A 12,274-nucleotide genomic window follows, 5' to 3' on the forward strand; every position below is an offset into this window, starting at 1 on the left:
GAAGGGCCCCGGCAGCGCCGGGGCCCTTCGCGTGTGCGGTGGTACTAGTTGCGCGAGCTGCTCGCGATGATGGCGAGGATGCGCAGGATCTCGAGGTACAGCCAGACCAGCGTCACGATCAGGCCGAACGCCGCGGTCCAGGCGTAGATGCGGGGTGCCCCGCGCTCGACACCGGTCTTGATCTGGTCGAAGTCGAGGATCAGCGAGTACGCCGCCATGACGACCACGAAGATGCCGATGAGCACACCGAGCGGGATGCCGAAGAGCGTCACGCCCATCAGGCCGAACGCGCTCTGCGTCACGCCGGTCCACATCAGGACCAGGTTCACCAGGGAGAACGCCATGTACCCGACCATCGCGATCAGGAAGAAGCGCGTGGCCTTCGGGGTCGCGCGGACCTTGCCCGAGCGGAACAGGAGCAGGGTGACGAAGAACACACCGAGCGTGCCGAATACAGCTTGCGCGACGATGCCGTCGGCCTTGGGGAACGCCGTCTGGAAGTAGTTCGAGATACCGCCGACGAACAGCCCCTCGAAGAACGCGTACGTCAGGATCAGACCCGGCGACGGCTTCTTCTTGAAGGTGTTGACGAGCGCCAGGACGAACCCGACGAGCGCGCCGACGATCCAGACGACCGGCGGCAGGTTCCAACCGGCCACCGCGCCGACGACGAGCACGCCGAACGCGAGCAGCGTCTTGACGATGGTGTCTTCGTACGACATGCGGTCGGTGTCCACCGGGGACGCAGTCGGACGGTCGTACATGTACTGCAGCTGCTCGGGGGTCATGCCGCCCTGGGCCTGCTGCGGGGTCTGTCCCCAGCCGGCCTGCTGCTGACCAGCACCGCGCCCGCCCCAGGTGTTTGCCCCCTGTGCGTTGAAGGCGGGGGACTGGTCGAAACCGGGCTTGAAGGCCATGGTGTCCTCTTCCTAGGAGATTCGAGTCCTCTCAGCCTAGGGGCGCTCGGTCGCGGAAGGCTGAGGATTCGCGGCGAGCGGACGCGGGCCCAGCGGGCTCCGTCGAGGGAAGCCTAGGGTCGCCCGCTGCACGCGCGCCCCGAGGACGTCGAGAGTCCGCCGTCGAGCCAGCCGAGCCCGTCAAGCCCGTCGAGCGCGCCCGTCCCGACGGCAGCGCCGGGTAGAGCCACGTGACGAGCGCGACCGAGATCGTCATGAGCAGGAACCACGCCACGATCTTCGTCGGCGCCACCGGCTGCCACACCGCGAGCTGCGCCGGGTAGCTCCACGCCCCGGCCCAGGTCGCGACGTTCTCCGCCGCCCAGATGAACACCGCGACGAGGGCCATCGCCGCGAGGACGGGCATCCGCAGCGTCGCCCGGTGGATCCGCACGTGCATGGTCGTGCGAGCGAAGAGCAGCAGGACGAGCGCGAGCAGCACGTACCGGGCGTCGGCGACGAAGTGGTGGCCGAAGAAGTTCAGGTAGATCCCGCCCGCCACGACCGCCAGCAGCCACTGCCGCGGGTACCGGTCGAACCGCAGGTCGAACAGCCGGTAGACCCGCACCATGTACGACCCGACGGCGCCGTACATGAACCCCGAGAACAGCGGCACCCCGGCGACGACGAACAGCCCACTTGACTCGTATGTCCACGAGCCCATGTGGGTCTTGAACACCTCCATCACCGTCCCGACGACGTGGAACAGCAGCACGACCCGGAGCTCCCGCACGGTCTCGAGCCCGAACACGAGCATCCCGACCTGCAGCAGCACGGCCGCGATCGTCAGGACGTCGTTCCGCATCGCCGCGGGCACGGTCAGGTGCGCCACCGCCATGGTCGCGAGCAGCAGCGCCCCGAACGCGCACGCCCAGGCCTGCTTCGCGCCGAACACCAGGAACTCGGTGACGAACACCCGGACGGGCCGGTGCGGTTGGTGCCCGGCGTCGAGCAGACGGCGTGCGGCCCGGTCGATCCGGGCCTCGACGGCGGTGGAGAGCGAACGGACGGTCATGCGGCGATGGTCGGCGTCGTCGCTGGGAACGACGGGCCTCGGAGCGCCGGGTGTGTCCCGCGACACAGGCGCCCCGCTGGTCACCCGCGGCCAGTAGGGTCGCGCCATGACCCTCGTGATCGCCCACCGCGGTGCGTCCGGCTACCGCCCCGAGCACTCGCGGAGCGCGTACGAGCTCGCGATCGAACTCGGCGCCGACGCGATCGAACCGGACCTGGTGCCCACGAAGGACGGCGTGCTGGTGCTCCGGCACGAGAACGAGGTCTCGGGCACCACGGACGTCGCCGACCACCCCGAGTTCCGGCACCTGCGCACGACGAAGACCGTCGACGGCCAGACCCTGACCGGCTGGTTCACCGAGGACTTCACGTGGGCCGAGCTGCAGACGCTCCGCACCCGCGAGCGCCTGCCGGTGCTGCGCCCGGGATCCGCCGAGCACGACGGTGCGCAACCGATCCTGCGGCTCGTCGACCTGCTCGCGATCCTCGACGCGGCGCCCCGCCCGGTCGGGCTCGTCGCCGAGGTGAAGCACGCCGCGTCCTTCGACCGCGCCGGGTTCCCGATGGGTGCACTCGTCGACGCCGCGCTCGGCGAGGCCGGGTGGCGGCAGGACGAGCGGCTCACGGTGGAGAGCTTCGAGAAGGGCGTGCTGCGCGACCTGCGCGAACGGGGGACCGGTGGTCGGCTCGTGTACCTCCAGGAGGCCCGTGGCAGCGCCGCGGACGAGGTCGCGTCCCACGGGTCGCTCGCCCCCACCTACGCCGCCGAGCGTTCCGAGGACGCGCTCGCGTCGTTCGCGACCGAGTTCCACGGCATCAGCGTCGACCTCGGCACCCTGATGGCCGGTGTCGACAGCGTCGCACTCGACGACCCGACGCCGGTGCGCAGCGCGATCGTCGACCGCGCCCACGCCGTGGGGCTCGCGGTGTACACGTGGACCCTCCGGCCGGAGAACCGGTTCCTGCCGTCGCCGCTGCGTCGTGGTGGCGACGTCGCGGCGTTCGGCGACTGGGAGCGGTGGTTCACGTCCGTGATCCGCACCGGACTCGACGGGGTGTTCGCCGACCACCCCGACCTGGCGGTGCGTGCCCGGTCAGTCCTCGAGCGCCTCGAGCGGGATGCCGGCTGACCGGAGGGCCTCGGCGGCGTCATCGCGTGCGGACGTGGCAGCGGCGCGGAGCCCGGCCAGGTCCTCGGGCCGGTAGAACCACGAGCTCCGGTCGCCGGGCGAGACCGTCCGTTGCGCGTCCGTCAGGTCGGCGTCGTGTTCGCCCTTCCGGAGGTCGGCGCGAGCACGGTCGAGCGCCTGCAGGACTGCCGAGGCGCGGATGACCTCGGCCGCGGGCAGGTCCCCGGGCGCGAGACGGGCGACCCGAGGGTCGATGGGTGTCACCGGGAGGGGCTGCACCGGTGGCCGTCGCCGTCGCCGTCGATCGACGAGGACCGCGACGGCGGACGAGACGACGAGGAACACCACGACGGCGACGAGGAGCCTGGCACTCCTCGGGAACGTCGGTGCAGCGAGGGCCCCGAGTGCGGCCAGGCACAGCCCAGCGGCGACCAGGCCGACCGACAGCGGGACCAGGCACCCCGCCGTGTCCTGTCGAGACCGCTGAGCACGGGCCCGACGGTGGCTCTCGATGATCGCGGCGGGGTCGTCACGCCCGTCCGGAGGCAGGATGCAGAGGACGTCCCGGGGTGGTGGGGATCGCGGCCGACGTCGCAGGGAGCACGAAGACGTCAGGTCGGTCCGGTGTGATCGCCACGGCGCCATCCTGCCGCACGAGGTCGCTGTCGGGGGTCTCGCCTAGAATGTCCCGAACATGACGATCGTGCTCGACCCCTTCGAATCGACGCCCGAGCCGGGCGCCGGTGCCCGCGCGTACGAAGACCCGTTCACCGCGGGTCTGAACCCCCAGCAGAAGGAAGCCGTCGAGTACCGCGGCGAGTCCCTGCTGATCGTTGCCGGCGCCGGTTCCGGCAAGACGAGCGTGCTCACCCGCCGCATCGCGCTGCTGCTCGCCAACCGCGAAGCGTGGCCGTCGCAGATCCTGGCGATCACGTTCACGAACAAGGCCGCCGCCGAGATGCGCGAGCGCGTCCGGGCCCTGGTCGGTGGCGAGGCCGAGGGGATGTGGATCTCCACGTTCCACTCGGCGTGCGTGCGCATCCTGCGGCGCGAAGCCGAGCGGTTCGGGTTCCCGCAGTCGTTCACGATCTACGACTCCGCCGACTCCAAGGCGCTGCTGAAGCGGATCATCAAGGAGCTCGAGGCCGACTCCCTCGGGCTGACCGTCGGCGCCGCGGCGTCGAAGATCTCGAAGCTCAAGAACGAGCTGCAGGACATCGACACCTACGCGCGCAACATCAACGTGAACGACCCGCAAGAGGTCATGTTCACCGAGGTGTTCCGGCGCTACACGAACGAACTCCGCCGGGCGAACGCGTTCGACTTCGACGACCTCATCGGCCAGACGGTGTTCCTGTTCCGGGCCTTCCCTGACGTCGCCGCCCTGTACCAGCGCCGCTTCCGGTACATCCTGGTCGACGAGTACCAGGACACGAACCACGCCCAGTACGCCCTGATCCGTGAGCTCACCCGCCCGGTGCCGGTCGAACAGGTCGACAAGCTCGAGGACTCCGGCCAGCACGTCGCCCGGATGCGCGAGACCGACGGCTCGATCGCCCCCGCGTCCCTGACGGTGGTCGGTGACTCCGACCAGTCCATCTACGCCTTCCGCGGGGCGGACATCCGCAACATCGTCGAGTTCGAGCGGGACTTCCCGAACTCCAAGACGATCCTGCTCGAGCAGAACTACCGCTCGACGCAGAACATCCTCGACGCGGCGAACTCGGTCATCGCGAACAACTTCGACCGCCAGGCGAAGAGCCTGTTCACCGACGTCGGTGCCGGCGAGAAGATCGTCGGCTTCACCGGGTACACCGGCCACGACGAGGCGCAGTTCGTCGCCGACGAGATCCAGCGCCTGCGTGAAGACGGCATGGACTACCGCGACATGGCGGTGTTCTACCGGACCAACTCGCAGACCCGTGCGCTGGAGGAGATCTTCATCCGTGCGGCGATCCCGTACCGGGTGCTCGGCGGCACGAAGTTCTACGAGCGTGCCGAGATCAAGGACGCCATGGCGTACCTGATCACGGTCGCCAACCCGGCCGACCCGATGGCCCTGCGCCGCATCCTCAACGTGCCCAAGCGCGGCATCGGCTCGGTCACCGAGACCACGCTGCAGCGCTACGCCGACGAGCACGAGACCACCATGCGCGACGCCCTGCGGCACGCGGGCGAGCTCGGGTTCGGGCCGAAGGTGCGCAACGCCATCACGGAGTTCGCGGCGCTGCTCGACGCCGTGTCCGAGAAGGCCCCGACGCAGCCGGTGGTCGACACCCTGACGCAGCTGCTCGACGGCTCCGGGCTGCTCGACAACCTGCGGAAGTCGCCCGACGCGCAGGACGCCGCCCGTGCCGACAACATCGACGAGCTCGTGGCCGTGACGCGTGAGTTCCAGAAGAACAACCCCGAGGGCACGCTGTCGGACTTCCTGACCGAGGTCTCGCTGGTCGCCGCGGCGGACGAGCTCGACGACTCGTCGGGCACGGTGTCGCTGATGACCCTGCACACCGCGAAGGGCCTGGAGTACGACGCGGTGTTCCTGACCGGCGTCGAGGAGGACCTGCTCCCGCACCGGATGTCCGCCAACGAACCCGGCGGTCCGTCGGAAGAGCGCCGGCTGTTCTACGTGGGCATCACCCGCGCCAAGAAGGTCCTGTTCCTGTCCCTCGCGATGACCCGTGCTCAGTTCGGCGACGTGAACGTGGCGATGCCCTCGCGCTTCCTGCAGGAGATCCCCGAGGGGCTCATCGAGTGGAAGCAGTCCCCGGGCATGGCGAACAGCCGCGGTGGCACGCAGCCCCGCGCCCTGAACGCCAAGCGTGACGGCGGCTTCGGCGGCGGTGGTGGCGGCGGCGGTGGCTACCGCGGTGGTGGTGGCTGGGGCGGCGGCTCGTACGACCGTGCAGCAGCGGCCTCGAAGACCCGTCCGAAGACCGAGTGGGCGAACCGGGTGTCCGGGCAGGTGCGCGACAACGGCGACATGGAACTCGTCGCCGGCGACCGCATCAAGCACGTCGACTTCGGCGAGGGCACGGTGTCCGCGGTGACGGGGCAGGGTGCCAAGCGCATCGCCGAGATCGCGTTCGACTCCGCGGGCCGCAAGAAGCTCCTCATCAAGATCGCCCCGATCGAGAAGCTGTAGGAGCCCTCACCGGTCCACACCGAACCGGCAGCCGCGGCCGGTCTGGAGTTCACGGAACGGACCCGGGGCGTTCCCCCGCGATCCGTACGGTGCGGTGCTGTGCAGAACAGCCCTGACGACCGCGACGACGCCCACGACCACGCCGGAGACCGCAGCAAGCGCATCCCGGTCTCCCGCCGGGGCTTCCTGGTCGGATCCGGACTCGCCGGTGCCGCCGGTCTCGTGGCGTCGAACGGCTTCGGCAGCGCCCCGGCCGTCGCCGACGCGCTGACCGCGGCACCCGCTGCGGCCCCGGCAGCGCTCGGCAGATCGGCCGCGGCTGCGCAGGCAGCCGTGGCGCGCGGCCACACCGGACGGTGGCGCCCGGACACGACCTCGCCACGCTTCACCGTCGCGGTGATGCCGGACACGCAGTACATGTTCGACGGCGCCGCGGTCGACCAGGCACCGATGCGCGCCTCGCTCGAGTACGTCGTCCGCGAGCAGGCCCGGCACAACACGGTGTTCCTCGTGCACCTCGGCGACCTGACCCAGAACGGTGCGGCGTCCGAGATGCGCGCATCCGGTGCGGTCTTCGACGTGCTCGACCGAGCCGGGGCGCCCTACAGCGTGCTCGCCGGCAACCACGACGTCGACTCCTCGACCGACGACCAGCGCGGCCGCACCCCGTACCTCGACGTGTTCGGTCCGCAGCGGTTCCGGAAGGCCCCTGGCTGGATCGGTTCGAGCCCCGACGGCTACAACACCGCCCACCGGTTCACCGCGGCCGGCCGCGAGTGGGTCGTCCTGGCACTCGACTGGCGGACGAGCGCGAGCGGGCTCGCCTGGGCCAGCTCCGTGCTCGCGGCCCGGCCGCACGCCCCGGTCATCCTCACGACGCACGCCCTCGTCGACTCGGACGCCAGCGGTGGAGCGGCGTTCGACCCCTACGGCCAGCAGCTCTGGGACTCCTTCATCTCGAAGCACGACCAGGTGTTCCTGACGCTCAACGGGCACTACTGGGGTCCGGGCCGCACGACGGTGAAGAACGCCGTGGGGCACGACGTCGCACTCCACCTGACCAACTACCAGAACCGCTACTACGGCGGGGCGGCCATGATCCGGCTGTACCACGTCGACCTCGAGCGGAACGTCATCGACGTCGAGACGCTGTCGCCCTTCCTGCTCGCCGGCGGACTCGGCGACGCGAACGAGCTCGCAGCCCAGGAGGTCAACCTCAGTGGCGACGTCGACCGCTTCACCATGGCGGTGGACTTCGACGCGCGCTTCGCGGGGTTCGCGCCGGTCGCGCCACGGGCCTCCCGGCCGGCGGCACGCATGCTGGTGCCGGGGACGCTGGCGTACTGGCGGTTCGACGGCAACCCGGACGGCGCGGCGCTCGCGCCGACGACGCGGGTGCGCGACCAGAGCGGCAAGGGCAACGACCTGGTGGTCGCCCGGCGGACCGGTGCCGTCGCAGGGGCGCTGCGCTGGACGGCGGCGCACCACCCCGACCAGCCGTGCGCCGGCAGCCTCGCGCTGCAGGGCGGCAAGACCGGCGGCGACCACCTGCAGACCGTCGACACGGCACCGCTCAACCGGACCCACTTCCCCCGTGGCTACACGGTCGAGGCGTTCTTCGTGCTGCCGACCACGTTCGACCCGAGTGCGAACGGGTTCAGCGCCCTGCTGTCGCAGTACTCGAGCGCCGGCCAGGTGGGGAAGGCGACCGGAGCCGACGGCGACCGGGACGAGCCCGCGGTGACGCTGAGCCTGTCGGGGGACCGCGAACTGCAGTGGTGCGTGTACCCGGCGAGCCAGGACGGATCACTGACGAACTGGGGGCACGAGTTGCCGCTCGGCGCCTGGTGGCACGTGGCCGTGGTGAACGACGGGACGCACACCGTGCTCTACGTCGACGGGTGCCCGGTCGTGCGCAACCCGTCCACCCCGAACCGCGGTCTCAGCACGATCGGCAAGCCGTGGCTGCTCGGTGGGTACCGCTACGGCGACAAGCTCGACAACGTGTTCGTCGGGTCGATCGGCGACGTGCGCGTCGTCGGCCGGGCCCTGCGGCCGAGCGAGTTCATGAACGCCTGACGCCCGGCGGCGGACGCCTGACCCGCGCGGTGGGTTGGGGCTCGGGCTGCCCGGCAGACGTGCGTCTGACACGCCCGGCCGTTCGGCGCGCCCCTCGTTCGGGTGGCACGATGACGGTTAGTGAGGTTAGCCTTACCTAACGTGACACCTCCCATCGAACTCCTGACCACCGCCACCGCCGAGCGCTACCGCTCCGCCGTGACGTCCACGGTGGACCGTCTGGCCGACCGCTTCGCCGCCGCCGACCGTCCGACGACCGACACCGCTCCCGAGGTCCTCCGGGCCCGGGTGCAGGACGTCGACCTCGACGCCGAACCCCTCGGGACGGACCGCGCACTCGCCGAACTCGACGAGCTGTTCGTCCGCGAGGCCGTCTGGTTCCACGACCCGGCGTACCTCGCGCACCTGAACTGCCCGGTCGCGCTGCCCGCGGTCGCCGCCGAGTCGGTCCTGGCCGCCGTGAACCCGTCGGTCGACACCTGGGACCAGTCCCGCATCGGCACCGAGATCGAGCGGCACGTCGTCGCCTGGCTCGCCGGTCGGATCGGGTTCGCCGCGGGGGACGGCATCTTCACCTCGGGCGGCTCGCAGTCGAACCTGCAGGCCCTGCTGCTGGCGCGCGAGGCCCTCGGCAGCAGCGGCACCGTGTTCACGACCGCGGAGACCCACTTCAGCATCGCGAAGTCGGCGCGACTGCTCGGGCTCGAGGCCGTGGTCGCCGTCGCCACCGACCACGCCGGCCGGATGGTGCCCGCCGCCCTCGCCGAGGCGATCGCCGCCGCCCGCGCCGCCGGGCAGATGCCGATGGCCGTCGTCGCCACCGCCGGCACCACCGACCGCGGGGTCATCGACCCGCTCGAGCCGATCGCGGACGTCTGTGATCTGGAGGGAGTGTGGCTGCACGTCGACGCCGCGTACGGCTGCGGGCTGCTCGTGTCCCCGACCCGCCGGCACCTGCTCGACGGTGTCGAACGGGCCCGGAGCGTGACCGCCGACCTGCACAAGTCGTTCTTCCAGCCGGTGTCGTCGAGCGCCCTGCTCGTGCAGCGCCCGGAGGACCTGCGGCGCACCGCCTGGTACGCCGACTACCTGAACCCGGAGGACGCCGCCGAGCCGAACCAGGTCGACAAGTCGCTGCAGACCACCCGCCGGTTCGACGCCCTGAAGCTCTGGGCCACGCTGCGGGCGACCGGTGCCGATGCGATCGGTGCGGCGTTCGACGCCGTCATCGACCTCGCCGCGGCCACCCACCGGATCGTCGAGGAGCACCCCGACCTGGTGCTCGTCGCGCCGACGCAGCTCAGCACGGTGCTGTTCCGCTGGCAGCCCGCCGGCATGACGGACGAGGCCGCCGACGCACTGGTCGCCCCGATCCGCTCGGCCCTGCTCGCCGAGGGCCGGGTGCTCATCGCCAAGACGGTCATCGACGGCCGGCCGTGCAACAAGCTCACGCTGCTCAACCCCGAGACCACGCCGGACCAGATGCGCGCGTCGCTCGAGCACGTCGTCGCGACGGCCGCCCGGGTGCGCGCCACCACCACCGCCCCGGAAGGAGCGACCCGATGACCGCCGACCGCACCGCCGACCGCACCGCCGACCCCGCCGTGCACGACGTCGTCGGCATCGGCATCGGCCCGTTCAACCTCGGCCTCGCCTGCCTGACCGACCCGATCGCCGACGTCGACGCGGTGTTCCTCGACGCCGCCGACGGCTTCGCCTGGCACCACGGCATGATGCTCGACGACGCCACGATCCAGGTACCGTTCCTCGCCGACCTGGTGACGATGGCCGACCCGACCTCGCCGTTCTCGTTCCTCGCGTGGCTCAAGGAGACCGGGCGCCTGTACCCGTTCTACATCCGCGAGGACTTCCACCCCCTGCGCAGCGAGTACGACGCCTACTGCCGCTGGGCCGCCGACCGGCTCGACACCCTGCGGTGGGGCCGCCGGGTGACCGCCGTCGAGCACGACCCGGTCACCGACACGTTCACGGTGCACGCCGAGACCGATCAGGGTCCCGAGACGTACCGCGCACACCACGTCGTCGTGGGCATCGGCACCGAGCCGTCCGTCCCCGCCCCGCTGCGCGGGATCGGCGGGCCGGCCGTCCACTCCGCCGAGTTCCTGCCGAACCGCGACGCCCTCCGCGACGCCGGGTCGATCGCGGTGGTCGGCAGCGGGCAGTCCGCCGCCGAGGTCTACCGCGAACTGCTCGAGGACATCCGGCAGGACGGCTACCGCCTCGACTGGATCACGCGGTCGCCCCGGTTCTTCCCGATGGAGGACACCAAGCTCACCCTCGAGATGACGAGCCCGGAGTACACGGACCACTTCCACGGGCTGCCCGAAGCCGTCCGCGACCGCCTGGGGCGGGAGCAGCGCGGCCTGTACAAGGGCATCAGCGCCGACCTGGTCGACGACCTGTACGACCAGCTCTACCGGATCAGTGCGCGCGGCCCCGTCCCGACGACGCTCCGGACCGAGACGAGCGTCGTCGACGCCGCCTGGCTCGCCGACCGCGGCACGTACCGGCTGACGCTCCGCCACGAGCAGCTCGACCAGACGTACGAGCACGAGGTCGAGCAGCTGGTGCTGGCCACCGGGTACACCCCGCGGGTCCCGCGGTTCCTCGACCCGGTCGAGCACCTCGTCGCCCGCGACTCCCGCGGTCGCCTGGCCGTCGCCCGCGACCACCACGTCGACACCCTGGGCGGACGCATCTGGGTGCAGAACGCCGAGGAGCACACGCACGGCCTGACCGCGCCCGACCTCGGCATGGGCGCGTGGCGGAACGCGTCGATCATCCGGTCCGTCACGGGTCGCCCCGTGTACGGCCTGGAGGCCCGGATCGCCTTCCAGGAGTTCGGCCTGCCCGCCTCGGGGCAGTCAACAGCAGCGCCGTCCACCGCCCGCCCCGGCGCCGCGGAGCGCGCGCCGGCCCGCCTCGCGACCGAGCGTGCGGAGGTCTCCGCATGAGCGCGACCGTGACCACCACGGCGCCGGACGCGACCGCGCCCGGGGGAGCCGAGCCGGGCCTCCTGACCGTCGAACCCGTGGACCCGGAACGCGACGCCGCCGTCGTGCAGTCGTGGCTCGCCCACCCGGCGTCGTCGTGGTGGGAGATGGGCGACCTCGATGTGGAAGGGGTGCGCGCCTACCTGGTCGGCGTCCAGGCGGACCCCGCGCAGGCAGCGTGGCTCGGCCGCCGGAACGGCGAACCGTGCTTCCTGGCGGAGACCTACGACCCCTCCGCCGTGCTGCTCACCGACGTGTGGGCGGCCGAACCCGGCGACGTCGGCATGCACCTGCTCGTCGCGCCGGTGCCCGCTGACCGTCGTGTCCACGGCCTGACCAGCGCGGTGATGCGTGCCGTCGTCGAGCACTGCCGGGACGCCCTCGGCGCGCGCCGGGTCGTCGTCGAACCGGACGTGCGGAACACCGCCGTGCAGGCGAAGAACGCCGAGGTCGGGTTCCGCGCCCTGCGACAGGTGGACGTCGACGGCAAGCGGGCCCTGCTGTCGGTGCTCGACACCGATCGCATCGGCGTCCCCGACGACGACGGGCCGGCCGCGCACCTGCGGCCCGAGCACCTGGAGCCCGCCGAACGGCACCTCGTCGCGAAGACGATCGCGGAGTTCACCCACGAACGGCTGATCGCTCCCGTGCCGGACGGGGACGGGTGGCGGCTCGAGGCGGGGGAGTCGACCTACCGGTTCCGCGCCCGGCAGCACGTGCTCGAGCACTGGTCGATGGACGAGGCCTCGCTGACGCGGACCCGTGCGGGGGCGCCGGCGCCGCTCAGCGCGCAGGAGCTCGTGCTCGAACTGCACGAGGTGCTCGGGATCCCCGACGAGTTGCTCGGCACGTACCTGGAGGAGATCTCGTCGACGCTGGCGAGTGCGGCGGCGAAGCACCGGCGGGGCGGGCCGTCGGCTGGGCAGCTGGCACGGG

The 12,274-nt window shown here is 71.5% G+C and carries 9 protein-coding genes; 6 read left to right on the forward strand and 3 right to left on the reverse strand.

The window, feature by feature from the left end:
- Window positions 1–44: 44 nt before the first annotated feature.
- Window positions 45–917 carry a Bax inhibitor-1/YccA family protein gene (locus DEJ06_RS04275; RefSeq protein WP_111038510.1) on the reverse strand — a complete coding sequence of 291 codons (873 nt, stop codon included), beginning with the start codon at window positions 915–917 and terminating at the stop codon, window positions 45–47.
- Window positions 918–948: 31 nt separating this feature from the next.
- A complete protein-coding gene (locus tag DEJ06_RS04280) occupies window positions 949–1,971 on the reverse strand; it encodes a DUF817 domain-containing protein (RefSeq protein WP_111038511.1) in 1,023 nt (340 codons plus the stop codon).
- Between the two features lie 106 nt (window positions 1,972–2,077).
- Here DEJ06_RS04280 and DEJ06_RS04285 point away from each other — a divergent pair, with 106 nt between their 5' ends.
- A complete protein-coding gene (locus tag DEJ06_RS04285) occupies window positions 2,078–3,100 on the forward strand; it encodes a glycerophosphodiester phosphodiesterase family protein (RefSeq protein WP_111028994.1) in 1,023 nt (340 codons plus the stop codon).
- Here DEJ06_RS04285 and DEJ06_RS04290 read toward each other — a convergent pair.
- Window positions 3,065–3,364, reverse strand: coding sequence for a hypothetical protein (locus DEJ06_RS04290; RefSeq protein WP_146245785.1), 300 nt, complete (start codon window positions 3,362–3,364; stop codon window positions 3,065–3,067). The genes DEJ06_RS04285 and DEJ06_RS04290 overlap by 36 nt on opposite strands.
- Window positions 3,365–3,794: 430 nt before the next feature.
- On the opposite strand from DEJ06_RS04290, the gene DEJ06_RS04295 reads away from it, so the two are divergent.
- From DEJ06_RS04295 to DEJ06_RS04315, 5 genes are all read left to right on the forward strand, one after another.
- Entirely contained in the window at window positions 3,795–6,245 is a 2,451-nt protein-coding gene (locus DEJ06_RS04295) for an ATP-dependent helicase (RefSeq protein ID WP_111038513.1), read from the forward strand.
- Window positions 6,246–6,344: 99 nt separating this feature from the next.
- Window positions 6,345–8,324 carry a LamG-like jellyroll fold domain-containing protein gene (locus DEJ06_RS04300; RefSeq protein ID WP_111038514.1) on the forward strand — a complete coding sequence of 660 codons (1,980 nt, stop codon included), beginning with the start codon at window positions 6,345–6,347 and terminating at the stop codon, window positions 8,322–8,324.
- Between the two features lie 141 nt (window positions 8,325–8,465).
- Window positions 8,466–9,890: a pyridoxal-dependent decarboxylase gene (locus DEJ06_RS04305; protein ID WP_111038515.1), complete on the forward strand. Its 1,425-nt coding sequence runs from the start codon at window positions 8,466–8,468 to the stop codon at window positions 9,888–9,890.
- Window positions 9,887–11,299, forward strand: coding sequence for a lysine N(6)-hydroxylase/L-ornithine N(5)-oxygenase family protein (locus DEJ06_RS04310; RefSeq protein ID WP_111038516.1), 1,413 nt, complete (start codon window positions 9,887–9,889; stop codon window positions 11,297–11,299). Before DEJ06_RS04305 ends, DEJ06_RS04310 begins: the two co-directional genes overlap by 4 nt.
- Window positions 11,296–12,274 (forward strand): GNAT family N-acetyltransferase (locus tag DEJ06_RS04315; RefSeq protein ID WP_146245786.1); only part of this gene is annotated, 979 nt, incomplete at its 3' end. The genes DEJ06_RS04310 and DEJ06_RS04315, both read left to right, overlap by 4 nt.

It is taken from the genome of Curtobacterium sp. MCLR17_051, assembly GCF_003234395.1.
Classification (GTDB): Bacteria; Actinomycetota; Actinomycetes; order Actinomycetales; family Microbacteriaceae; genus Curtobacterium; species Curtobacterium flaccumfaciens.